This window comes from Vibrio ordalii ATCC 33509, assembly GCA_000257205.1.
Lineage (GTDB): Bacteria > Pseudomonadota > Gammaproteobacteria > Enterobacterales > Vibrionaceae > Vibrio > Vibrio ordalii.
This window is the reverse complement of record AEZC01000072.1, coordinates 1-23,223: the sequence shown is the minus strand read 5'-3', so window position 1 is coordinate 23,223 and position 23,223 is coordinate 1. Positions and strand designations below refer to the sequence as shown.

22 protein-coding genes and 2 pseudogenes are annotated in these 23,223 nt (G+C 44.0%); 14 read left to right on the top strand and 10 right to left on the bottom strand.

Going from position 1 to position 23,223, the window contains the following annotated elements; all coding sequences use genetic code 11:
* The 4 genes and pseudogenes from VOR_RS19040 to VOR_RS0104670 form a co-directional block, all read right to left on the bottom strand.
* Positions 1–114 (bottom strand): annotated as a pseudogene (locus VOR_RS19040) (diaminobutyrate--2-oxoglutarate transaminase); the annotation flags it as partial.
* An 11-nt stretch (positions 115–125) separates the two neighbouring features.
* A complete protein-coding gene (ectA, locus tag VOR_RS0104680; RefSeq protein ID WP_029626909.1) occupies positions 126–692 on the bottom strand; it encodes a diaminobutyrate acetyltransferase in 567 nt (188 codons plus the stop codon).
* Between the two features lie 490 nt (positions 693–1,182).
* Positions 1,183–1,692 (bottom strand): hypothetical protein, encoded by a 510-nt coding sequence (locus VOR_RS0104675; protein WP_010318566.1) that lies wholly within the window; start codon positions 1,690–1,692, stop codon positions 1,183–1,185.
* A gap of 40 nt (positions 1,693–1,732) precedes the next feature.
* Positions 1,733–2,245 (bottom strand): nicotinate-nicotinamide nucleotide adenylyltransferase, encoded by a 513-nt coding sequence (locus VOR_RS0104670; RefSeq protein ID WP_010318565.1) that lies wholly within the window; start codon positions 2,243–2,245, stop codon positions 1,733–1,735.
* A 104-nt stretch (positions 2,246–2,349) separates the two neighbouring features.
* On the opposite strand from VOR_RS0104670, the gene nadE reads away from it, so the two are divergent.
* Positions 2,350–3,180, top strand: a complete 831-nt coding sequence (gene nadE, locus VOR_RS0104665; protein ID WP_010318564.1) for an NAD(+) synthase — start codon at positions 2,350–2,352, stop codon at positions 3,178–3,180.
* 93 nt (positions 3,181–3,273) lie between these two features.
* Here nadE and VOR_RS0104660 read toward each other — a convergent pair whose 3' ends face one another.
* Positions 3,274–3,735 (bottom strand): TetR/AcrR family transcriptional regulator, encoded by a 462-nt coding sequence (locus VOR_RS0104660; protein WP_010318563.1) that lies wholly within the window; start codon positions 3,733–3,735, stop codon positions 3,274–3,276.
* A gap of 509 nt (positions 3,736–4,244) precedes the next feature.
* On the opposite strand from VOR_RS0104660, the gene VOR_RS0104655 reads away from it, so the two are divergent.
* Positions 4,245–4,547, top strand: coding sequence for a YfcZ/YiiS family protein (locus tag VOR_RS0104655; RefSeq protein WP_010318562.1), 303 nt, complete (start codon positions 4,245–4,247; stop codon positions 4,545–4,547).
* A gap of 121 nt (positions 4,548–4,668) precedes the next feature.
* Entirely contained in the window at positions 4,669–5,295 is a 627-nt protein-coding gene (locus tag VOR_RS0104650) for a hypothetical protein (protein WP_010318561.1), read from the top strand.
* Positions 5,296–5,346: 51 nt separating this feature from the next.
* Here VOR_RS0104650 and VOR_RS0104645 read toward each other — a convergent pair whose 3' ends face one another.
* On the bottom strand, positions 5,347–6,453 hold the full coding sequence (locus VOR_RS0104645; protein ID WP_010318560.1) for a 1-acyl-sn-glycerol-3-phosphate acyltransferase: 1,107 nt from the start codon (positions 6,451–6,453) through the stop codon (positions 5,347–5,349).
* Between the two features lie 176 nt (positions 6,454–6,629).
* On the opposite strand from VOR_RS0104645, the gene VOR_RS0104640 reads away from it, so the two are divergent.
* Together VOR_RS0104640 and VOR_RS0104635 are read left to right on the top strand one after the other, a co-directional pair.
* On the top strand, positions 6,630–7,238 hold the full coding sequence (locus tag VOR_RS0104640) for a hypothetical protein (RefSeq protein ID WP_010318559.1): 609 nt from the start codon (positions 6,630–6,632) through the stop codon (positions 7,236–7,238).
* Between the two features lie 96 nt (positions 7,239–7,334).
* Positions 7,335–9,203 (top strand): methyl-accepting chemotaxis protein, encoded by a 1,869-nt coding sequence (locus tag VOR_RS0104635; RefSeq protein WP_010318558.1) that lies wholly within the window; start codon positions 7,335–7,337, stop codon positions 9,201–9,203.
* Between the two features lie 86 nt (positions 9,204–9,289).
* Here VOR_RS0104635 and VOR_RS0104630 read toward each other — a convergent pair whose 3' ends face one another.
* Positions 9,290–10,651: an alpha-amylase family protein gene (locus tag VOR_RS0104630; protein ID WP_010318557.1), complete on the bottom strand. Its 1,362-nt coding sequence runs from the start codon at positions 10,649–10,651 to the stop codon at positions 9,290–9,292.
* A 272-nt stretch (positions 10,652–10,923) separates the two neighbouring features.
* Between VOR_RS0104630 and VOR_RS0104625 the strand changes: the two genes are divergently transcribed.
* The gene (locus VOR_RS0104625; RefSeq protein ID WP_081480698.1) at positions 10,924–11,604 is read left to right on the top strand and encodes a DsbA family oxidoreductase; all 681 of its coding nucleotides are present in this window, start codon (positions 10,924–10,926) and stop codon (positions 11,602–11,604) included.
* A 136-nt stretch (positions 11,605–11,740) separates the two neighbouring features.
* Here the strand turns inward: VOR_RS0104625 and VOR_RS0104620 are convergent, their stop codons facing one another.
* A complete protein-coding gene (locus tag VOR_RS0104620; protein ID WP_010318555.1) occupies positions 11,741–11,941 on the bottom strand; it encodes a restriction endonuclease subunit S in 201 nt (66 codons plus the stop codon).
* A 302-nt stretch (positions 11,942–12,243) separates the two neighbouring features.
* Here VOR_RS0104620 and VOR_RS0104610 point away from each other — a divergent pair, with 302 nt between their 5' ends.
* The 7 genes from VOR_RS0104610 (at position 12,244) to VOR_RS0104580 (ending at position 19,971) form a co-directional block, all read left to right on the top strand.
* Complete coding sequence (locus VOR_RS0104610) at positions 12,244–13,200, top strand: AAA family ATPase (RefSeq protein ID WP_010318554.1); 957 nt, start codon at positions 12,244–12,246, stop codon at positions 13,198–13,200.
* 20 nt (positions 13,201–13,220) lie between these two features.
* Positions 13,221–14,147, top strand: a complete 927-nt coding sequence (locus VOR_RS0104605; protein WP_010318553.1) for a DUF58 domain-containing protein — start codon at positions 13,221–13,223, stop codon at positions 14,145–14,147.
* Positions 14,144–14,614 (top strand): DUF4381 domain-containing protein, encoded by a 471-nt coding sequence (locus VOR_RS0104600; RefSeq protein ID WP_010318552.1) that lies wholly within the window; start codon positions 14,144–14,146, stop codon positions 14,612–14,614. Before VOR_RS0104605 ends, VOR_RS0104600 begins: the two co-directional genes overlap by 4 nt.
* A gap of 7 nt (positions 14,615–14,621) precedes the next feature.
* Entirely contained in the window at positions 14,622–15,590 is a 969-nt protein-coding gene (locus VOR_RS0104595; RefSeq protein WP_029626907.1) for a vWA domain-containing protein, read from the top strand.
* Positions 15,583–17,490 (top strand): vWA domain-containing protein, encoded by a 1,908-nt coding sequence (locus tag VOR_RS0104590; RefSeq protein ID WP_010318550.1) that lies wholly within the window; start codon positions 15,583–15,585, stop codon positions 17,488–17,490. Before VOR_RS0104595 ends, VOR_RS0104590 begins: the two co-directional genes overlap by 8 nt.
* Complete coding sequence (locus VOR_RS0104585; RefSeq protein ID WP_029626906.1) at positions 17,484–19,136, top strand: BatD family protein; 1,653 nt, start codon at positions 17,484–17,486, stop codon at positions 19,134–19,136. Before VOR_RS0104590 ends, VOR_RS0104585 begins: the two co-directional genes overlap by 7 nt.
* Positions 19,137–19,254: 118 nt before the next feature.
* Positions 19,255–19,971, top strand: coding sequence for an SIMPL domain-containing protein (locus VOR_RS0104580; RefSeq protein WP_010318548.1), 717 nt, complete (start codon positions 19,255–19,257; stop codon positions 19,969–19,971).
* Between the two features lie 47 nt (positions 19,972–20,018).
* On the opposite strand, the pseudogene VOR_RS17715 reads toward VOR_RS0104580, so the two are convergent.
* Positions 20,019–22,165: pseudogene (locus VOR_RS17715) on the bottom strand (GGDEF domain-containing protein).
* Positions 22,166–22,563: 398 nt separating this feature from the next.
* On the opposite strand from VOR_RS17715, the gene VOR_RS0104570 reads away from it, so the two are divergent.
* Complete coding sequence (locus VOR_RS0104570) at positions 22,564–22,908, top strand: YajD family HNH nuclease (RefSeq protein ID WP_010318547.1); 345 nt, start codon at positions 22,564–22,566, stop codon at positions 22,906–22,908.
* Between the two features lie 17 nt (positions 22,909–22,925).
* On the opposite strand, the gene VOR_RS0104565 is transcribed toward VOR_RS0104570, so the two are convergent.
* Positions 22,926–23,141 (bottom strand): DUF3820 family protein, encoded by a 216-nt coding sequence (locus VOR_RS0104565; RefSeq protein ID WP_010318546.1) that lies wholly within the window; start codon positions 23,139–23,141, stop codon positions 22,926–22,928.
* Positions 23,142–23,223: the final 82 nt, after the last annotated feature.

Genomic DNA, 23,223 nt, shown 5'->3' with positions numbered 1-23,223 from the left:
GTAGCGATCACCAGAATCGGTAAATAGCCAGCTCCCTTTTGCCGTAGAGAAAACCACGGGAAAGTGATTGGCATAAGATTGCACGTTTGATTCTTTCTTTTTAAAAATATCCATAACGATGATAGTTATCCTGTTGAGTTAGAACGAGGTTTGAGCGGAATACGGTATAAATACTCGGTATCATGTTCGCCTTCAAAGTGACGAGTTTGATCGAGAAAGGTCGATACCTCTCCTTGCTCGCCATGTGCTCGATCAAACTTCTTAAAGAGGCTCCATGAACCTTGGTTGTTTTTCGTGATAGTCGTTTCCAATACACGAACATCAGCCATAACGTCACGAGCGAGCAATTCATGTAACAAATGCGATGCAAGCCCTAACCCACGAGCATTTGGATGCACGGCCACTTGCCAAATAAACAATTCATCAGAATTGTCAGGCTTTAAATAGGCCGAAATAAACCCCACGGTTTCGCCATTTCTTTCCGCTAAGATGCAAGTCTCTTGAAAGTGAATCGCTTGTAGGAAATTACAGTATGAGGAGTTTTCATCTAAGGGAGGACATAGCCCAATCAAATCATGTACACGCTGCCCGTCGGCTTGATTAGGGGTACGAAACGTCCATTGTTCTGTCTTTGTTTGCATAATTTCCGGGTATGCAACCCAAGGTGCTGCTGTAATCATTGTCTGCCACATAAATAGTTAGAACTCTAATTAAAAACCTCTATATAAACTAACAGTACAAATGAAAAATTCAACCAAAAAATTCAAAAAAATAGCAATAATAGATATAGACCGCTGATTTAAAACGAATAAATAAGCTTGGGCATTTAACTAAAAAACCACCAATTAGTTAGATGTGTAATCAAATAAAAGTAAGGTAGCAGAGCGAATGTGATTGAACCTAGCGGCATTAGCAATCTGAGTCGTTTTTGCAGTTTGCATTTGCAGCCTGCAAAAATTTTCTTGGGGAAGTTTGAAAAAACAAAGAAACAATCGCAACTAAGCGCTATAAAACTTGGCACGTATGCTGCAATAACTATATCGACCCTTCTTAAGCCGAGGGTCACCTAGCCAACTGACGTTGTTAGTGAATACTCTTTGTTCACAATTTACATAGGCCAATCGCGAATATTGCGGTTGGCTTTTTTGTTTTCTGAGAGAATTTGTTTACTGAGGGAAAACGTTAGAAGGGAACTTCAATTTGCATCATGACAACGCTGTCGAAATCTTCATGCCAACGATAGTCAAAACGCATGCGCGGCTCACCCGTTTTTTTCTCGCCAAAACCGATACTCAGCTGTAAGCCGTGACTCATTAACCACTCTTCGGTTGACATGTCACTTTGCTTGTCGAGCAATTCAGAGGGCATCCAGACCCCAAATCCAATGTAACTTGTGGCTAATTTCTGAGTAAACAGGGGATCCGAATCGGCTTTAAAAAACCAATCAGTCCAATAAGAAGAGTCGGCTGGAGATTCTTCAAATAAACCTAAAGCCAGCAGTTGTTTCGATGCGTAGCCCATACTATCTAATATAGAAAAGCAGACGCCCGATGCTGGTAACATTGCTGGGCTACTATCTGAACCTAGTGTTAATTCTAACTCTGGCGTTAATAATGAACCGGAATAGGGATCGCAAGCTTCCGTCAGCGACGAAAACATGATTAACACACAAACAACCACATTTAACTTCATGAATGCAAACAGTTCCGACCACGAAAAGGGCGTGGATTGTCTAGTAAAGTTTTCTTTGCTGCAAGATTTTCCTAACAGAGATAGTCGTTAAATCGGCAATGTCTAAATTTTCAGCTAACCGCTGACGAATATCAGTGCTACGAATCGCGACTTTTTCAGGACAGGCCATGACTGACCAGCGTTGCAAGATATCTTGAGCTTTATAGAATTTCGCAAAATTGAACAGATTATCCGGGCCCATTACAAAAGTAATGTCAGCATCAGGTGATTGTTTTTGCAGTAATGACAAAACAGCATGCGTTGTCACGCTCTGCCCGGGCTGTTGCAGTTCCTCTTCGACTATTGAGCGCTGTATCTTATCTGACTGCAAATCACGAATAAAAGCATCAATAAGTTCACAACGGATCTCATAACTGAGCATCTGCTTACCCCAAGCGTGTGAAATGCTCGGTACCAACAGAATTAAATCGAAATGGCTTAGCGATTCAATCACACTTTTATGTCCTAAGCTCGGAGGGTTAAAAGCACTCCCAAAGACGGCAATTTTGGTCATAGCAATCCTATTCAAGTCTGAAAACCATTTTCTCGGTTTTCTAATCTGATGATTTCGGTATGATACACCAAAGATTTATATTGCTTGCAGGAAAAGGAACCCTAATGGAACAAATGATCCGTGATGAGATGCGTGTTCTCTCATCCATTGACCCGGTTTATGAAATTGAACGGCGCGTTGATTTTATTAAACGCAAATTGGTTGAATCTGGTTGTAAGTCTTTAGTGCTTGGCATCAGTGGTGGCGTCGACTCAACAACGTGCGGCCGTCTAGCCCAACTCGCCGTGACACAACTCAACCAAGAATACGCCGTTAACGACTATCAGTTTATCGCCGTTCGTTTACCCTATGGCGAACAAAAAGATGAGGATGAAGCGCAGCTTGCTCTCTCCTTCATTCAACCTACACACTCAATTTCGGTCAATATTAAAGCGGGTGTAGATGGCCTGCACTCAGCCTCTCTTGATGCGCTACAAGGCACAAGCTTAACTCCAACTGACAGTGCCAAAATTGATTTCGTGAAAGGAAATGTAAAGGCGCGCGCTCGCATGGTCGCGCAGTACGAAATTGCAGGTTTTGTTGGTGCGTTAGTACTCGGCACGGATCATTCCGCAGAAAATATCACCGGTTTTTATACTAAATTTGGTGATGGCGCGTGTGATTTAGCACCACTGTTTGGTTTGAGTAAACGTCAAGTGCGCGCGGTAGCGGCTCAATTAGGCGCACCACAACAATTGGTTCAAAAAACACCTACCGCGGATTTGGAAGAGCTCGCACCACAAAAAGCAGATGAAGATGCGTTAAACTTAAGTTATGACCAAATCGATGATTTTTTAGAAGGGAAGCCTGTTTCCCAGCACGTGATTGACCGTCTTGTCGTGATTTACACAGCAACTCAGCATAAACGTCAACCAATCCCAACGTTGTATGACTGATCGGCACACTCTCTCTATAAAAAGCACTAAAGCCAACTTCTCAGTTGGCTTTAGTGTTAAAGTCGACAATACAAGCTTGCACAAAGTGCCAAATTATTGACTCATTTTAATCAGCGATTTACCAATCAGCCACTCAAGCTCCCTTGCGCTTTCTTTGCCAAACTGTACAGCCACCGTTTTATATAACCGATCGACACCGTTTGATGCGAATTCATCCGCATTTTCAGTCGTCACGACATGGTGAAATAACAAACGCAAAATAGCCAAAAATTGCGCATTCTCCAGCGCATTTATCCAACTATTTGAAAAGCTTGAAAGGTCATTTTCAAAATCTAAATGCTCAACAAACAGCTTAAAAATCCGCCCATCTAAAGCGGCCGTAAAATCGGTTTTCTTTGGAAAATGGTAGCTAATCCCCGTTCGTGAAACCCCTGTTTGTTGACTCAACGTGGTATACGACATTTTGTCGTAACCTAGTCTCAATAGCTGATCGACAACAGCATCCATTATTCTCTGAATGGTGATTTCAGTATCTTCTTTACTACGCTTTGGCATGGTCCAGACTCTTCTCTTTTTTATTAATCCATCTAACTCAATTGCGATGATAGTGCCGTTTCGCGAATCACCCCCGTGGTATGGCATTTTCTGTCTAAAAAACCATCCCTTAAAACAGTAAATTCAAACCAGAATCATCTTGTTAAAAGCGTTATCTACTGGCTTGTTACTGTCACTCCTTTAGCCATCACTAATGAGACTTAAATTTCCAGTTTATTAGTCATCACCACTAATGGATGAAGCGCAATTTATAATATTAATAATTGTTTCAACCGAATAATCTTACAATCATCAACAATTCGCAACGAACTGAAGGCTGTTCTGACAAATTTATGACACAAAAACTAGTGATTATTTGAGCAGTATCACACTCATTAATTCATAATGATGGCTAAAAACTTTCGAACAACCAAAATAAGACGCGATTTACCCCAAACCTGATTGGCTTTTTGTGGCTGATAAACGATTTGCCCGCTAGAATGTCCATACATTTACTAAGAGGATTCACAATGAGTATCGAAAAAGACGTTGATATCCAAGTCTGCGAAGCATGTGGCTGCGCTGGCGAAATTGGCTTTATTATCAAAGAAGGTGATGAAGTTGCCGAAGTGATGGTCATGGCACCCAACAAAGCTCAGCTAGAAGCTGAATTTGAGAAGTACCTCGCTCTTGCCAAACAAGTTTCAGATAATGTTGAGTTTGAAGTTTCACCGTTAGATGATAATTCTACTGAATTGCATGCACGTTTCAAATTTGAAGTCAGTGCCGAAAAGCTTATTTTTGAACTGAAGTCGCGCTCTTTGGCTCGTTAATCTAATTGCTCCTAGCGGGCCTAATCATGGCTCGCTTTTTTATCGCCCAAGCACTTTGCTTTCTCATCCTAGGCAATGCATTATTGAAGCTTAACCGTAATCTGCCGATACTCTAGGTATCGTGTCTTCATCTGCAGGCTTTATGAATAAGTTTTCGCTTTTACTAACATTATGCAGCCTTCTCTATGACTCTTGTGCATGGTCACAGCCGCTCGATCAATACCAAATCCTTAACCACCTTGATAATTATGGCAATCTCTATTTGCGTAATAAACCCTACACAACATTGCCCGAAAATCTCACGCTTAAAGGCAACCTAAATATTGCTAAGACATCGATAAAATCCCTGCCTAAGGGCTTGAATGTGCAGGGTAGTTTAGAAGCATCTAATAGCTTGCTAGAGAATATTCCAAAAGGCACCACCATTCGTGGTTATGCGAACTTACTGGGTAGCAAAATCAAATCGTGGCCAATGAGAATCAAGGTTGGTGGTTACCTCAATTTCACGGATACACCACTTGAAACGCTGCCTGCGAATCTCTTAGTCAAGGGGGATTTGAGCGTAATTCGAACGCCATTAACCCACTTGCCCGAAGGTTTAGTCGTGGAAGGGAGTTTGTTTATTGGTGGTTCAAAAATCACCGAATTTCCTGACACGATGACCGTCAATGGTCATATTTATTTGGGAGGTAATGTCATCAGTAAATGGCCAAGCAAACTGACCCTTGGCGGCTCGGTCGCAAGATAGGCTAGAAGAGAAGAGAAGAAGCCGTGGGCCCCTCTCTTCATCGTTTGATGATTATTGCTGATTCTTTACTGGGTTGGCGTAACTATCGAGTAAATAGCGTTGTGCCCCTTCAGGGATTTCGGTCAGCTTGCTTTCTAAGTGGGCGCGGATATCTGGCGTGATATCACAGCTTTCGATCCCAGCCGCTAACTTATTGATCGGGAATAATTTGTAATTTGTGTGAATTTGGCGATCGATCTCTTGCGCCAATGCTTCTGGAGTTTCAAATGCTTGGGTAATCACTTCACCAAAGCCAACATGCACTCGGCCTTTCTCACCGACAATACCTTGGACAATGCTTTCAATATCTTCAAATTCCCCTTTTTCATAACGCCCATGCGTCGCTTTTTCATATAACTCACACGCTTTGGCCATATCACACGGATCATTTTCATATGAAATCGCGACCGGGACAATTTTGAGCGATTGAATATACTGAGCAAACTCTATTTTCTGCTTGCGCCCTTCCACATGGAACATTTTCAAAATGGCCGGATCGGTAAAATCGTTGCCATCTTTTGCTCGCCCCTCTTTTTGCGCTATCCAGATAGAATTTCCAGTTTCAAGTGAGTGTTTAATGTAGGCAGATAAGGTACTGAGCGCTTTCATCATGTCACGCGGACCTTTAGCCGAGCGTTTCACAATAAAGCTCTTATTAAGACGCATCAGCTCTGTGGTACAAGGCTTTTTCAATAAGTTATCACCGATCGCAATACGCACAGTTTTGTGACCAGACGTATACAGGCCATAATTGACTAATGCTGGGTCCATCGCGATATCACGGTGGTTCGAAATAAATAAATAAGCCGTCTGTTTATCCAATTTATCGAGACCACTGAAGGTGACACCTTGTGTCGTTGATTCTAGCGTTTTCGTGAGGTATTTCTTCACTTCAAGTTGGATTGCTTCCACGGACGTGAGTTTGGCCCATTTAAACTTTAAGTATGCTTTTACAAAAGGGCTCAGCATCGATTTTAGCCAAGCAGATCGTTTGTCAAAACGATGTTGCAAAATAGCTGAGATAAATTCTTCATCATTGATTAAACGCTCAATTGCCGCTGGAATTTCATCGTCATTGTAAGGACGGATATCTACATAAGGATCAGTTGTGGTGGTCATATATTCATACATCAAATAAAAAGCTGGCTCATTCTACGCATAGTTGACGTAGCTCGCAGCTACAGTCGTAACAGATTCACTAAGGTCAGACCAGAATAAGGTGATTTTAGTTCGCATATTTGGCATTTTCTGTGAGACAAGGTACTCTTAGCGCCCCAAAATCAGTGAGAAGTACCATGAACTACGCAATTCAATTTGAAGCCTTACTGTCTGCTAACCTAGTTGTCACCCCTCGTAAGAAAGTTATCAAACACAGTTTGATTCGAGTAATGAGCGGATTAGTACTGTGTAAACTTGGCAAACATCAATATTCAGTTGAAGCAAAGCAGAGTTTTTGGATCCCTTTTGACTGTTTATGCTCGCTGACTATTTTTCCTAATACGCAATGGCAGCGTGTCGATTTTTCAGTACGTTTAACCGCCGGTTTTTCCCATCAAGCGGGTTACGTCACCTTATCTGAACTGAGCCAAGCTGCTTGCGATCACCTGAGTCAATGTCAACCTAACGATGAAATCTATTCGCACCTTCTTCATGTACTAAAAAGCGAAGCCACGCATTTTAAGCCCAAGTTATCGTTAAACAACTTCAGCGAAAAATTGTCAGCCTGGCAACCACATCAAGTAAGTGAGCTGCCAATTGAATGTCAAATCGCACTGCGTGTTCGTGAGGCACAAAAACGCAAGCTGTCTGGCATCAAACTGAGCCAAATCGTTGATGAGCTTTTCCAAGGCAATGAAGGACAGTGCCAACAACTAGCGCTTTTAGTTCTTGGCCGTGATTTGTAATTTTTCGCTCAAAATGGATTGTTTACTGGCTGAATGATTAATCTCTAACTATACATTTATTAATAATATTCTTATTTATTGATGGAAGGGATTGCTATGAAATTCAGCCATAAGATCGTCGCGGCGTCATCTTTGCTGCTGTTGGTCACTGTTACCCTGCTAGCGATGGAGCTATACTTTACTGTCAAAAAAGAGGTGAAGTCACTAGTAGAAGCAAGTGTAACTGAAATTATCGATAGCGTAAGCAACACGGCAGGTGCGGAAATTAATAAACGTAAAACGATTGCCGCCTATGCTACCAGCATGCTGGAAGTCGATGTCGATCGATATAGTATGTCTCAAGTCATCACAAGGCCAATTATAAAACAGACTTTTTCACTGGCCGGGATCGGTTTTGAGAGTGATGGTTCGTACATCAGTAATGACCCGGCTTGGAATCCGGGTGCCACTTGGAACCCCCGTGTTCGTCCTTGGTATATTGATGCAAAAAATGCCGATAAACTGATCATTACGGCCCCCTATGCAGATTCTGCGACCAATGAAATATTGGTGTCTATTGCCACGCCCATTAAAGATAACGGCAAATTTATCGGCGCAATCTTCTACGATGTTAGCCTTGCTGGATTTTCGGAGTTGGTCAATACCGTCAAATTGTTTGATGCTGGCTATGTGTTTATTGTGTCATCCGATGGCACAACCATTGCGCACCCAAACGCTGACCTCAATGGTAAGCCAATGAAAGATTATTTAGGTAATGCCGTTATCGCCGAAGAACCTAAACAAGTGCTGATCGACAATAAACACTACACACTCGATTTTTCAAAAGTCCCTGGAGAGAACTGGTACGTTGGTATCCTTTTGGATGAAGAGATCACCTATGCGTCTTTAGCGACACTGCGCAACAGTTCGATAATCTATACGTTGATCGCTTTAGTGTTTAGTATTGCGATACTGCTTTTACTTATCCGTCTATTGATGAAGCCGCTGGGTGCGCTCAACGATGCAATACAGAACGTTGCCTCTGGTAGTGGTGACTTAACCCAACGCTTAGCCACCGACACGGATAAAGAGTTTTCGGTATTAGCCGTCGGTTTCAATACATTTACTGAGACCTTACAACAGCAAATCACTCAGTCTAAAGCCATAGGTTCAGAAATTTTGCGCGGTTCGGAGATGACTTCTGTTGGGTTGCAAGAATCAGCCGAAGCGATGCGTGATCAACTGCATGAACTTGAGCAATTAGCCACGGCCATGCATGAGATGGCCACCACTTCTGGCGATGTCGCCAACAACGCGCAAGGCGCGGCATCGGCGGCAAAAGATGCTGATGATGCGACAGAATTTGGTACCAATGTTGTGACCCAAACCACGCAAGCGATCGATAATCTTTCGACGCGTATTGATGAAGCAGTAACAGAGGTAAGTGCACTAGAAAATGCGACATCCAACATTGAAACCATTTTGAAAGTAATCAACGACATTGCTGACCAGACCAACTTACTAGCACTAAACGCCGCAATTGAAGCGGCTCGAGCTGGAGAGTCAGGTCGAGGTTTTGCGGTTGTGGCTGACGAAGTTCGTACGCTAGCGCAAAGAACGCAGCAATCTACGACAGAAATCCGCACTATGATAGAGAAGTTGCAGTCGAGCGCTACTTCTGTTGCCAATGCGATGAATCAGAGTAAAACAACGGCAGCTGAGGCCGTCAGCCGTGCCGAAGAAGCGAATAACGCTCTGCTGAAAATCCGCGATGCTATTCAGCAAATTAGTGATATGAATATCCAAATAGCGTCAGCTGCCGAAGAACAAAGCTTAGTCGCAGAGGAGATTAACCACAATACGGTTAAGATCAAAGATCTTTCCGTTCAAGTTGCAGACGCCGCTGACAATGCCAATATCGCCATGCAAGCTCAAACCGAAAATATCAGAGAGCAAGATGCTATATTGAATAAATTCATCGTTTAATCCTCTACCGCAGCAACTGGGTAGACTCAGTAAAGGCGCTGATTACGCGCCTTTATTTTTCTTAACGACTCACGTTTTATTCACCATCAGACATTTGATAGCCGACAAAGCATCGCGCTAGAGCGAGCGGCGATATCCATGACAATCTTTTGGTTATTGGGTTGATACTGCTGATTTGTAAACAGCTCTAGCATTGGATTTGTCCAATCAATTTCAACACGCTGACTGCGTTGAGATTTATTCAAAACCACTATCCCTTCGTTACCGCGGCTGAACACTAACAGGTCATCACTCGCTTCTAGCGTTTCCATTGGCAATGCATGCATTTTATTATGAAAAGCAATGCACTCCGCCATTTGTGGCGAACACCATGCCTCTTGCCAGCGCGGAAGACCAGCATGGTTCATAATACCACTGGTGTTCAAATCGGTGTAAATTAATGGCACTCCCCCATCGCGACCAAGAATGTAGCTGTAGGCGATATTTTCTAAGGCTTCATCCATGACGAGGTCGGCAAACACAGCGTTGTTGGGGATATCATGCGTAATGGCAAACGTAATCGCTCGGTTGTTGGAAAGCGCCTGACCAAAACAATAAGGGTCAATCAGCCATTTCAGGCTACCTTTTGTTTGTAACGCATCGTACACCGTTTGAAATAGTGGAAAATCATAAGCACCCAACTTTGTTTCTTGCAGATAAGGCTCTAGAAAAAGTTGGTACTCTTCTTTGGTTGCACCGCCATCAGTAATGATCTCGCCAAAAATATGCATGCCTTGCGTAATGTCATCGGCCCATACTTTCTTCAAATGCTCAATAGACATATGCTTAGCAGCATCAATTCGAAATCCTTTGACTCCTAACGCTTTCAACGCCCTTAAATAAGCCTGTTGTTGTACAACCACGTGTTCATTATCACGCAACGTGGGTAGGCCCGGATCATGCGCCCCTCCAGTAATGCGGCCATTTTGCACTTGCCAACGATCCTTCCAATCTTTTATACCAAACGCTTCCACAAAGTCATCTTTATCAAAGAGTGGCTGGGTCAGATCACCAAAGAGGCGCAGCGCTTGGTACTCATCGCTTTTATTCTGGTAGGAAGCTAAGTCTTGTGTGCTCGGGTATTGTAAATCCAAACGCAATTTGGATTCGTTGGCCATATGGTTGAACACCACATCGGCATAAATTCGCAAGCCTAATGCGGTTAAGGTTTGAACCATTTGTTTAAAATCATGGGTATTGCCCAGCTGATTATCAATGATGCGATAATCTTGCGGCTGGTAACGTTGCCACCATTTTGTACCTTGAGCGGTTTTGAACGATTTCATCGGCGGTGAAATCAACACCGTTTTATAACCCAGTTGGAAAATTTGCTCTGCACGCTCAGCGACTAAACGATACGGCCAATCAAAAGCATGCAAAATCACATCGGTTGGTTGAACATTTGTCATACGTCAATGTCCCTGTTCATCATGGTTAACTCACAAGTTGAAAGAGGCGAAACCTCACAATACGTCACTTGTTTCTCAAAGCGCAGTTTAATTCTCTGCATTTAACGTTTTTAGAGTATAGAGAGCGTTTCAGCAATTCCATCAGCCTTATTGCAATATTGTTTGTATGAGAGAAAAGGCGTAGAGCGATAAAAAAGCGCCTAGCTTTCCAAAAGGCTACACAACAAGTCACAGTTTATGTTGATAATCTCGCTATAATTAAGGTCAGTGAATTGCCAATCGCGGTAGGGAAGAAAATGAAAAAACTACGCATTGATATCGTGTCAGATGTTGTCTGCCCTTGGTGCATCATTGGCTATAAGCGGTTAGAGCAAGCGCTGCTGGCTCTCAGCGATACGATCGATGCAGACATCCATTGGCACCCTTTTGAACTCAACCCTGCTATGCCTATAGGTGGTGAACACCTACAGCAACATTTAGCCAAAAAATATGGCACGTCGATAGAAGCAAGTTTACAAGCACGCCAAACCCTCAGCGCCCTAGGGCAAGAAGTCCGCTTTCAATTCAATTTCAGTGACGACATGCGTATTTATAATACCCGTAAAGCGCATCAATTATTAATGTGGGCGAATAGCCAAGGAAAACAATTAGAGCTGGAAATGGCACTATTTCGTGCTTATTTCACTTTCGGGCAAGCCTTAGATGACGATGATGTCTTGCTCGACCTAGTACAGAGCCTTGGTTTAGACAGAGACATCTGCCGCGCAGTTTTAACTGATGAGTCGTGGGCGAAAACCGTTTCTGTCACAGAACAACAGTGGTTAGAGGCGGGAATTCAAGCGGTACCAGCCTTGATCATTGAGCAACGCCATCTTATCTCAGGCGCGCAAACGACAGAGATTCTTCAACAGGCACTCGAAGATATCGCGCAACAACTACCTATGACTCAATAACGTTTTCTGATAAGAAAGGGCAGCACTACTGTGTGCCCTAAATACTAATGTGTGCCCTAAATACTATTGTGTACTCTAAATAAACTTGTGTACTCTAAATAAACTTGTGCTCTAAATTAAATAAAGTGGGTTTGAATTAATGGACGGGAGTATCCGTTTCTGTAAAGAATTGCCCAAAATGCTTTTCCAGCACTTCTGCCGTCAGCTTGCCTTCCGCTTCTAGCTGCTTAAGCTCAGCCACAATCGCTTTTTGCTCTTCCAACGAAGGCAGTTTCACTTCAGGTTCACCCGCCACCTGTTGCGACAATTGTGCTAACTCTTTTTCAAAATCACTCATTTTACTTACCTAAACATAAACGTAATGGGGGAAGTGTACCGATTTCCCTCTCATGATTCTAGGGCTTAAAGCTACCCACCATTTTATCTAAACGACCTAATAGATGAGGTTCATGCTTAGGAGAGACTGACTCAAGGCCTCATCGCACCACTCCTTAACTAACTTATTTATTATTATGAATAATTGAATTAATTTATCTTTAGTGCTTAAAAAACCATCGAACTCACCATATGGATTAATTTTCATGGAACTTTTCGAATCAATAAATTACTAATTCAGCAAAACAGCAGGAGACCCATTCAATGCCATCGCACGCGTTTCAATCGCTACAACACTATTTAAATCAGCAAGTCATAGGCCAGACAGGTTTGGTTAAGCAGTTATTAGTTGCACTTCTTGCTGATGGACACATTTTGGTCGAGGGGCCTCCTGGCCTTGCAAAAACCCGTGCTGTGAAATCACTCGCCGATTGCATTGAAGGTGATTTTCATCGAATTCAATTTACGCCTGATCTGCTCCCTGCCGATTTAACCGGTACCGATATCTTCCGCCCTGAAACAGGTGAGTTCACCTTTCAAGCAGGCCCGATTTTTAACTCATTAGTATTGGCTGATGAAATCAACCGCGCTCCAGCCAAAGTACAAGCTGCGATGCTCGAGGCGATGGCCGAAAAACAGATCACGGCAGGTCGAAAAACCTACCCGTTACCTGAACTTTTTTTAGTGATGGCTACCCAAAACCCTATCGAGCAAGAGGGTACTTATCCTCTACCCGAAGCGCAGTTGGATCGTTTTTTATTGCATTTAAATGTTGATTATCCAGACGCTGAAAATGAACTCGCCATTTTACGTTTGAACCGCGGGGAAGCGCAGGGACTTGAGAAAGTCTCTCCGCCAACATTAAGCCAAAGCGATATTTTCAGTGCTCGACAAGCGGTGCTGAACATTCACATGGCCGAACCTATTGAGCAATATATTATTCGCCTGATCATGGCAACGCGTAAACCCGCAGACTACGATGCCACGTTGGCACAATGGTTAGAGATGGGCGTCAGCCCGCGAGCAACCATCGCGCTTGATCGATGCGCTCGCGCTCATGCATGGCTCAGTGGGCGTGATTTTGTCAGCCCTGAAGATGTTCAAGCGATGGTATTTCCGGTTTTGCGCCACCGGCTATTATTGAGCTACCAAGCACAGGCTGAGGGCGTACATCCCAACCAAGTTATCACTCACTTACTGTCACTGGTTGGTAGTGCTTAGCACTAAGACTAAGGTTTACTATGCAAGAGTCACTTCCACCGTTTAGTACGGGTGTCACACTTTCATTGGCTGAACTGTTGCCTTACAAGCAGCACGCTATTCGCTGGCTGCCACCTGCTAAAAGTTTATGGGCGCAAGTATTGGGGCAGCATCAGAGCAAGCAACTCGGCCGAGGAATGGACTTTGCTGAGGTCAGGCAATACCAAGCAGGAGATGATATTCGGACCATCGACTGGCGCGTTACTGCGCGTACGGGAAAGCCTCATACCAAACTGTTCAGTGAAGAACGAGAAAAACCCGTCATACTTTACGTTGATCTGAGCCGCTCTATGCAGTTTGGATCGCAGTTAATGCTCAAATCAGTGCAAGCGGCGCACATGGCAAGCTTGCTCAGTTGGTTAAGCATTGCCAATAAGGACCGAGTGGGCGCGGTGATTGATACTGGTTCGACACTGGTTGAGTTAAAACCGACTAGCCGCCAAAAAGGGCCATTACAGCTGTTGCAACAGTTAGTGACACTACAAAACCAACAGCTGTTGGAGCTTGATAAAACGAAATCACACAGCATGCAGCGCGGCCTAACTGCGCTGAATCGTTTGTGCTCTAAAGGCAGTGAAGTGATTTTGATCAGTGACTTCGTCCATTTCAATGCCACATTACAACCAATACTCAACCAATTGCAGCGACATAATCGTGTAAAAATTGTGCACATTTACGATCCATTAGAGCAAGGAGATACCCAATTTCGCGGTGTAGAACGCGTAACCGATGACCAACAGACGAGCTGGCTCAACTTTTCGGAAAATAGTACGCGCTTAGGGTTAAAAAAAGCCTTTGAATCTCAAAAAGAAAAACTAAAATCATTGAGTCAAACTATGGCAATTTCTTATACCTCACTCTCTAGTGAGAAACCTTTGTTGCAACAACTATCCGGATATAAAGAATGAAGGAATCATCAATAGCTACACTTTTAGATTTAAGCGCGATGCAACTGCCTGAGCTACCCTCTTGGTTTCCCTTGGCTTGGGGATGGTGGGCAAGCGCGGCGGGCATACTGCTCTGTCTGCTGATTCTGGTGTTAGCCATTCGTTGGCGTCGTAAACGCTTAGCCCCGAAAAAAACGGCGCTGCGTTTACTCAACCCCCAATTTGGGCATTTAACTCCTTCTTCAGCGATTGAGCTACTTCGTCAAGCCGCGCTTTGTTACTACCCTCGTATGGAAATCGCACATCTTACCGGCAAAGAGTGGTACACCTTTTTAGATTCACAAATTTCTTACCCTCTTTTTGTTCCCAATGAAACATTGTGGCAGCAAGCGTTATACCAAAAGCAGAAAACAGAACATAGTCAAGAGCTGATTAATCACTGCTATCAATGGGTTAATGATGCTTTGCCGCCTAAAAAACGGAGATAGCTAGGCTTTGGCAAATATAGAGTTATTGTGGTGGTGGATGCTATGCCTGCTGCCACTCCCGCTGGTCGTTTATCGATTCTTACCACCAGCAAAAGAAAGGGCAGCGATTCACCTGCCCTACCTTCCTAAAGATAATCAGCGTCAAGCACCAAACCAGATCATCGCTAAAATCATTGCAAGCGTTATTTGGTGCTTAGTAGTGATCGCCGCCGCCCGCCCTGTGTGGTTTGGCGAACCGGTTATTGCTCAGCCCAAACACCGAGATCTGATGCTGGTGGTTGACCTCTCTTACTCCATGAGCCAAGAAGATATGCTGCTTGGCGATCAGTACATTGATCGTTTGAGCGCCGTTAAAAATGTGCTCTCTGATTTTATTGACAAGCGTGAAGGTGATCGCCTTGGGTTAGTCTTATTTGCCGATCACGCCTATCTACAGACGCCGCTGACTCTGGATAGAAACACCATTCGCCAGCAGCTTAATCAAGCCGTCCTTAAGCTGATCGGCACCCAAACCGCCATTGGTGAAGGGATTGGGCTTGCGACCAAAACGTTTATCGATAGTGATGCCCCACAGCGGGTGATGATTTTACTCAGCGATGGCAGCAATACCGCTGGCGTGCTCGACCCAATCGAAGCTGCGAAAATTGCCCAAAAATACAATGCCACCATTTACACAGTCGGTGTTGGCGCTGGCGAAATGATGGTCAAAGAGTTTTTTATGACTCGAAGAATCAATACCGCGGAAGATTTAGATGAGAAGACGTTAACACAAATAGCGACCATGACTGGTGGCCAATATTTTCGCGCACGAAATAGCCAAGATCTCGCCAAAATATACGACACCATTAATCAATTAGAACCCATAAGCCAAGCAAGCCAAACTTGGCGTCCACAAAGCGAATGGTTTGGTTATCCGTTGGCGATAGCGCTCGTGCTATCTATGCTCTTAGCGCTACTAAGGAGAAATCATGTCTGAGTTTGTTTTTCTTACACCTTGGTGGTTAACCGCACTATTCCCCTTAGCACTACTGCTGGGCTGGTTCACTCTGCGTGCCAAACGACACTCTTTGATAGCACCTCATCTGGCTAAGGCGATGGGTTTGAACGCTAAAAAACATAACGCGGCCATCGTGATCATCGGCATCAGTTGGCTGATCGCAGTACTGGCGCTGGCTGGTCCGAGTTTTGAATCTCAAACACGCCCCAGTTACAGCAATAGTAACGCGCGCGTATTAGTGATGGACATGTCACTATCGATGTACGCTACTGATATAAAACCCAACCGCTTAACGCAAGCGCGTTATAAAGCGCTCGACTTACTCACGCAATGGCAAGAAGGTAGCACAGGGCTTGTCGCCTATGCAGGTGATGCCTATACCGTTAGCCCATTAACCACCGACACCGCAACCCTAAGCAACTTAGTGCCCAATCTATCGCCCGATATTATGCCCTACCCCGGCGCAGATGCAGCTCGCGCGGTTCAATTAGCCATCGACATAATGAAAAATGCTGGCCTTGCACAAGGTGACATTGTGTTATTGACCGATGACATCGACTCACAAGAGCAAGCTCAGATTGAAACACAGCTTACCAATACGCGTTGGAAATTGGTGATCTTAGGCATTGGTACACAAGCGGGCGCGCCCATTACGCTCAGCGATGGCAGCTTACTGAAAAATGCACAAGGGCAGACCGTGGTGGCCAAGACCAACTTTGCCAATATGCAGTCGCTCGCACAGAATATAAATGGATTATTTACGCCAATCAGCTTAGACAATAGCGATGTCGCAATGATCGCTAAGCTAGACCAAAACGAACAACCACACAGTACAACCAAGAGTCAACAAAGGGTGAAAGAGCGCGTTAACAATGGCTATTGGTTAGTGCTGATCCTCATTATCCCGTGTTTGCTTTTGTTTCGCCGTGGCGTCATTTTTTCTTTATTACTGCTCTTCATCCCTACACTGCACAGCAATAGTGTACAGGCTTCACCTTGGCTAAATAGCAATCAACAAGCCAAAAAAGCGTTTGATGCAAAGGAGTATCAAGCGGCCAGTGAACAATTTACAGACTTAGAGTGGAAAGGCATCGCTCAATATCAGGCTGGGGAATATCATGCAGCGGTGGAGACCCTCTCTCAACTGCCACAAGACAGTGCGCGAGTGCAATACAACTTGGCCAACGCCTACGCGCAAAATGGAGAATTGGAAAAGGCCCAAACCTTGTATGAAGAGGTGTTAAAACGCGACCCAAACCATAAAGATGCTCAGCATAATTTGGAAATCGTAAAAAAAGCGCAGCAACAGCAACAGCAACAGCAACAGCAACAGCAACAGCAACAGCAACAGCAACAGCAACAGCAACAGCAACAGCAACAGCAACAGCAACAGCAACAGCAACAGCAACAGCAACAGCAACAGTCTGGTGAGCCTTCCGATCCAAATCAAGATCAAAATCACTCAGAAAATAAAAATAATGAACAGAATAAAAACGACGAACAAAGCGATAACTCACCGCAGAACGACGGATCTCAGTCTTCGCCTCAATCGGCACAAAGTAAAGATGAGCAAAGTGAGCGATCCAAGGCCAACACGGCGGATGAATCGCCTGCCTCTCAACAGCCGACTGAAGCGACTCAAACAAATGGATCAATGAACAACGAAGATGAGGTCAGTGACAAAGAAGCCTCTGAGCAGCAAACACAGAAGCAACCGCAAGGCGATAGCCAAACCGTTGACCCGCAACTTCGCAAGCTAGAACAAGTCGAAAGTGCACGAGACCCTAGCGGCTTACTCAAAGCACAATTGTTGCTACAAGCAAGACAACGGCAAGAAGACCAAGCACAACCTCAACAAAACAACAGCAAGAAGTGGTAAGTATGAAATCGATCAAGCGTTCATTTTGGGCTGCGATTATCAGCCTAGTTTCTGTTGCTCTACTGAGCTCGGCCGCTAACGCGGCTGCACTTTACGCCAGCGTCAGTAAAAATAAGGTCGCGAAAAATGAAGTATTCCAATTACGAATTGTCGCCGATGAAAAAGTATCGACCGATGCGATCGACTTTAAGGTGTTAGAAGGCGATTTTTTCCTCGGCCGCCCAAGTTTTGGTACTTCGGTGAACATCATCAATGGCGATCGCAGCACGCGCAGTGAATGGAATGTATCGTTGGCAGCCAACAAACTCGGTATACTGACCATTCCTAGTTTTAGCGTCAATGGGGCAACGACTCAACCGATCGCAATTCAAGTTATCGCTGATGGTGAAGCGCCCAAGCAATCTGACCTTGTTGAAATACAAGCTGATCTAGAACGTAGCAAACTCTACCCGAGTGAAAGCACTTTTCTCAATGCTCGCCTAATCATCAAAGCTGATCCAAGAAGGCTGCAAAATCCACAAATTACACCACCCGCTGTACAAGGATTAGAACTGACAACTGAGGGAGAAGCTAACCAGTACCAAAGCTTATTGGATGGGGTTGAAGTCACCGTTGTAGACCAAAAATTTAGAGTCACGGCCCAAGAGGCAGGAACTTTCACGTTATCCGGCCCTGCGTTTAAAGCTGGCCTCATCTATGGTAACAACCAAACGGGCAGCACCCGCTTGCTGCAAGTCGATATTCCGGCCAAAACCTTTTCGCTCACCGTACTGCCGAAACCAGATAACTATCAAGGCACTTGGCTACCTACACCAAAACTAACACTCAACCAAACGTGGCGAGATGCCACAGGGCAGATCATCACCGCCGAGAGCTTTAAAACCAAAGTAGGTGAATCGTTGACTCGTGAATGGATTCTGACAGTGAAAGGTCTTACGCAGACGCAGTTGCCTAACCTCTCAGTGCAATATCCAGGCTCAATTCGGCTCTATGCTGAAAAGCCTCAGTTTAAAAGTTTAGAGAATGGCGATGTGCAAATGACGCTAAAACAAGTACTCATCCCCAAAACCGTCGGTAAGGTTGAGCTGGCGGATCTCACCGTCAGTTGGTGGGACACCAAAAACGAATCTCAGCAAAGCGCGCAAGCCAAAGGATTAAAGCTAGAGGTTTCGCCAGGTGAATTACTCAACCCCTCCACTTCTGTGCTGACACCATCAACAGTACCAACCGTCACTGTTAAAGATGCAGGATACTGGCCCTACTTTACCGCATTTTTTGCACTGTTATGGATGGCGACTATGGTCGTTGCTTGGTCATTTCGTAACGCACCACAGACAGCAACACAAGAAACCGACGCTCATCATCAACCGCTTGAAGGCCCCCCATATCAACAGTTAAAAGAAGCGGTAAAAAGCCAAGATGGTGCCAAAATCAGCTATTACTTCACCCTCTGGCGCGATTCAGTCGTATTAAGTGATGAAGAGAAAACCGCACTAGATGCACAAATCAACCAACAGCTTAAAACTTTGTACGCACCTCAGAAAAGTGATTGGGATGGCTCAGCGTTAATCTCTATGATTGATGCCATTCAACAAAAGCAAACTAAGCGCCAGCATAAAAAATTAGAATCTCTGGCAAAACTCTAACCGAAAATGGCTGTCGAAATCACAATCTCAAATCTAAGGTGTGTTGTTATATTCAAACGACTCACCGCTGCGACTTCAAGTCGTTTGAGGACTGTTGCCAACAAAAGGAAAACAAGGCATGCAAATAAAAAGTAGCGCTTCATTGATCATCGGCCTGAGTTTAATACTCGGGCTCGCAACCCTCGGTTACTTTGTGCAGCAAACGGCTGTGAAATATAAAGAGTATGAGCGCGTGGTAACCGTTAAAGGATTATCAGAGCGAGAATATCCCGCCGACACCGTTGTTTGGCCGATCCAATTTAGTGTGGCCGACAATGATTTACCCACCATGTTCAACACGATTGAAAAGCAGAACCAACTGGTGACCGCATTTTTAGCTCAACAAGGCATTGATGAAAAAAGTGTCTCGCTATCATCGCCAGCGGTGATCGACAAAAAGGCACAGCAGTATGGTGGAGAAAATTTAGTCGAGTTTCGTTATTTAGCGAACCAAACCATTACGGTGTACAGCAATCAAGTTGACCTAGTGCGCGAGGCCATTAATAAGCTCGGCAATTTAGGAAAACAAGGCATCGTTTTTAATCAAGATCCTTACAACAACCGCGTTGATTATTCATTTTCTGGACTCAATGAAATCAAACCCGACATGATTGAAGAAGCGACCAAACAAGCAAGAGAAGTCGCAGAGAAATTTGCCAAAGATTCGCAAAGCTCACTTGGCAAGATTAAACGCGCTTCACAGGGACAATTTAGTATTGTGGATCGTGATAACAATACTCCTTACATCAAAAAAGTACGCGTCGTTTCAACGGTTGAATATTACCTCTCAGACTGAATAATCTGCTGTTCTCATTATTCTTGCCATGACTCGCCGCGCCAACACTATAGATTTGGCGCGGCGACTTTATCACTTCGAGTATGGTGTTTTTGCTCAGAGTAACCAACCACTTGATTTCTGCCATTATCTTTTGCTTGGTAAAGTGCCTTATCCGCTTTGCTGTACATCTCCTCAAACTTAAGTTCACTGGGAAGGTACTGGGCAATAGTGTAGCCAATCGAAACACTTAAGCAGTCACCATCAGGGTTCTCACTATGTTCAATTTGCTCTCGTTCAATACTAAAGCGTATGCTTTCAGCCAACGCTTTCACTTCTGCTGCATCACGGTTGGCCACCAACAATATAAATTCTTCACCACCAATTCGGCAGAAGAGTTCATTCTCTGCCTGAGCATGTTGGTTGAGAATATGGCCAATACGAATCAAAGCAATATCCCCTTCCAAGTGACCATAGTAATTATTAAATAAACCAAAGTGATCAATATCAAGCAGAATTAAACCATAGCTTACGGTTTCCGTTTGTACTCTCGAACCGATGCGTTCCAATAAATGAGCTAACATCCGACGATTTCCAAGACGAGTTAATGGATCCATTTTGGCCATTAAATCCAGTTTGTTGTTCACTTTTTGTAACTCATAGGTACGGTTTAGCACCTCAATTTCTAAGTTCTCATTCAGTTCACTGATCGCCTGCTGAGCACTGGTGCGCATCAATACTTCGGTTAAATTCGAGGCGAACATGCGGATCACTTCTCGCAGTTGCGAGGTCAATGGTGAGCGACGAATCAAATTATCCGCCGCAATAAAAGCAATAGGCTCTTCATTACTGGTCAGCATGGTCAAGGCTGTCCAACCAAAACCAACAATGTTGCTGTCATGATAAATAGGGACTGACTCTTCAAACATCACCTCATTAGGGTTGGCTTTGGCCATATCAACAATCATATTATTGGTGGTCCGAGAACGAAAATAGGATTCATCCACGATATTGCCCTGGATATCGGTTCCCCACGTTCCTTGAATATACGAGCAGTGTTTATCGGTCAAAAATACTGCCATACGATCAATGCCCATGCGGTTAATCGCAAAACTGACCGCCGATTTGCACACTTCACTCACCGTCATACAACGTGACAATTCAACCATGCTCGCATGCAACATACGAACATTTTGCTCCTGACGCTTACGAATATAAATTTGCGCAAGCAATGAACCAAAAGATTCCAACATCTGCTTTTGGTATTCAGTAATGGGCTGGCGATTAATGTAGTTATCAATCGCGATCCAACCGATGGTTTCATTACCATCACGTAGGATCAGCATCCCATTCCATCCTTGCCCGACTACATTGCCCGCCGTGTATAGAGGGGCATCGTCGATCAGCACCAAACTTTTAGTATCATCAGAAAGACCGCTTAAATAACTTTCTTCTAGCTGGTGCAAATCGTATTGAGTATGGTGTTCATTTACCGTTTTTCCGCTTTCATCCGTACCATAAGTTCCGCTAAAACAACGTTTTTTCATATCAAGAACTAAAAAGCGGCTCGATCAAATCCTAAGCGAGTTTTCGTGACATCAACGGCCGCTCTGTGCAGCGCATCCAAATTGTCTGGGTTAGCCAGTTCAATCGCTAATTGATGAACCAGCTTCATGTTATCAATGAACATTTCGCGCTGTTTAATTTCGTCAAAATACTTTGCTTCGCGGATATCTCTATTTTTAAACTCCTTTGCCGCTTCAGATTCCGCGCGAAGACATTGCCAACGAGCCGCAATCAGTTGCAAACAATCGAGCTCTCCGGATTCTGTTTTCGCATGAATGTTGACGTTATCAATTGCCTCAAGCAGCAAATAGGTTCTTAAATCCGGGTGGTTATCTAACATAAAAAGAGAAGACTCACCGCCCATCACACTACGGTAGTCCCAATTGCAGGTGTTGATCGCTAGTGGAATTAGGCCATCTGAGGTGTCAAATTGTGCGGCCCAATTCCAAAAGGTATTTGGATACTTTTGCAGAGCAGTTGGTAAGTTATACTCAAATAATGACTCATGGCGCTTATTTAATGTTGGTGCGTGAAAGATCCGCATTGATTTGGGAGAAATGAAACTTTGAAGAAAATCAAACGTCGCTTCCGCAAGCATACGGTGGTTACGAGCAGAAGAAATCTGTTTGAGCAAAGTACGAGAGAACATATAAGCGGCCTGACATTTTAATAATTTTCATTGCAAAATTACCCAAAAGATCATGTGCAATCAAACTCTTAAAAAGGTCACTGTTAAGTACGCCGCAAATTTGCACTCAATGTTTTTACATCCTAGAGTTAACCTACATTTTTGAGATTTTGTTTCCATTTATTACATGATTAGTCCTATTATTTTTAGTATTATCTTATTTATAAGACAGCATTAGCAGCTCGCTAGGTTCATTCTTCCGCTGCATAAAGGCACGCCGATTGAGATCGAGTAGTAAAAGTGGCACTTACGCTAAGGTGTGAGCGTGTGCATTAAAATAAATCACACAAACTTTGATTAGCGTAGATTTTTGGTTTTTAATATCGGAAAAGTATTTTTAATCAATGGTTGGAATTAACATGTCGTCAGATTTTTATGGTTCAAGTGCCAATTATGCTCGTAAAGAGAGCGGTTACCGAGAAAAAGCACTTAAACTTTACCCTTGGGTGTGTGGCAATTGCGCGCGTGAATTTGTCTATTCAAATTTACGAGAATTAACTGTGCATCACAAAGATCACGATCACACCAATAACCCTGAAGATGGCAGTAACTGGGAGCTTTTATGCCTCTATTGTCACGATCATGAGCACTCTAAATATTCAGACCACGACCGATTTGGCGCTGAGCCTGTTGCGAGACTAGACGATCATCAAAGCGCGACCTATAACCCCTTTGCCGATCTCGCCAAACTGATGAAAAAATAATGCAGCTAGCCACTAGATCACATACGCTTTAGTGGCTTAACCACGCTGTCTAAGCCTTCAATTTTCAACGCTAAGCAAATTTGCAGCAAACGCCCCAGCTCCCCTTCAGGAAAGCCCTTTTTATCAAACCACAGCAAATACTCTTCTGGTAAGTCGATAAGCGCTCGTCCTTCATACCTACCAAACGGCATTGGCATACGCGCAAGTTTAATCAGGTTATCTTTTTCTAACATTTTGTGCCTTACAGCTGGCCAAACCAAGTTTAGTTTGGCCAGTTTATGTTTCTTAGCTTCCTTTCGGTACTGTTTTTATACC

Excerpts from the sequence above, each read along its gene's own strand:
- ectA (WP_029626909.1), bottom strand. The coding sequence starts at position 692 with ATGTGGCAGACAATGATTACAGCAGCACCTTGGGTTGCATACCCGGAA.
- VOR_RS0104675 (WP_010318566.1), bottom strand. The coding sequence starts at position 1,692 with ATGAAGTTAAATGTGGTTGTTTGTGTGTTAATCATGTTTTCGTCGCTG.
- VOR_RS0104670 (WP_010318565.1), bottom strand. The coding sequence starts at position 2,245 with ATGACCAAAATTGCCGTCTTTGGGAGTGCTTTTAACCCTCCGAGCTTA.
- nadE (WP_010318564.1), top strand. The coding sequence starts at position 2,350 with ATGGAACAAATGATCCGTGATGAGATGCGTGTTCTCTCATCCATTGAC.
- VOR_RS0104660 (WP_010318563.1), bottom strand. The coding sequence starts at position 3,735 with ATGCCAAAGCGTAGTAAAGAAGATACTGAAATCACCATTCAGAGAATA.
- VOR_RS0104655 (WP_010318562.1), top strand. The coding sequence starts at position 4,245 with ATGAGTATCGAAAAAGACGTTGATATCCAAGTCTGCGAAGCATGTGGC.
- VOR_RS0104645 (WP_010318560.1), bottom strand. The coding sequence starts at position 6,453 with ATGACCACCACAACTGATCCTTATGTAGATATCCGTCCTTACAATGAC.
- VOR_RS0104640 (WP_010318559.1), top strand. The coding sequence starts at position 6,630 with ATGAACTACGCAATTCAATTTGAAGCCTTACTGTCTGCTAACCTAGTT.
- VOR_RS0104635 (WP_010318558.1), top strand. The coding sequence starts at position 7,335 with ATGAAATTCAGCCATAAGATCGTCGCGGCGTCATCTTTGCTGCTGTTG.
- VOR_RS0104630 (WP_010318557.1), bottom strand. The coding sequence starts at position 10,651 with ATGACAAATGTTCAACCAACCGATGTGATTTTGCATGCTTTTGATTGG.
- VOR_RS0104620 (WP_010318555.1), bottom strand. The coding sequence starts at position 11,941 with ATGAGTGATTTTGAAAAAGAGTTAGCACAATTGTCGCAACAGGTGGCG.
- VOR_RS0104610 (WP_010318554.1), top strand. The coding sequence starts at position 12,244 with ATGCCATCGCACGCGTTTCAATCGCTACAACACTATTTAAATCAGCAA.
- VOR_RS0104605 (WP_010318553.1), top strand. The coding sequence starts at position 13,221 with ATGCAAGAGTCACTTCCACCGTTTAGTACGGGTGTCACACTTTCATTG.
- VOR_RS0104600 (WP_010318552.1), top strand. The coding sequence starts at position 14,144 with ATGAAGGAATCATCAATAGCTACACTTTTAGATTTAAGCGCGATGCAA.
- VOR_RS0104590 (WP_010318550.1), top strand. The coding sequence starts at position 15,583 with ATGTCTGAGTTTGTTTTTCTTACACCTTGGTGGTTAACCGCACTATTC.
- VOR_RS0104580 (WP_010318548.1), top strand. The coding sequence starts at position 19,255 with ATGCAAATAAAAAGTAGCGCTTCATTGATCATCGGCCTGAGTTTAATA.
- VOR_RS0104570 (WP_010318547.1), top strand. The coding sequence starts at position 22,564 with ATGTCGTCAGATTTTTATGGTTCAAGTGCCAATTATGCTCGTAAAGAG.
- VOR_RS0104565 (WP_010318546.1), bottom strand. The coding sequence starts at position 23,141 with ATGTTAGAAAAAGATAACCTGATTAAACTTGCGCGTATGCCAATGCCG.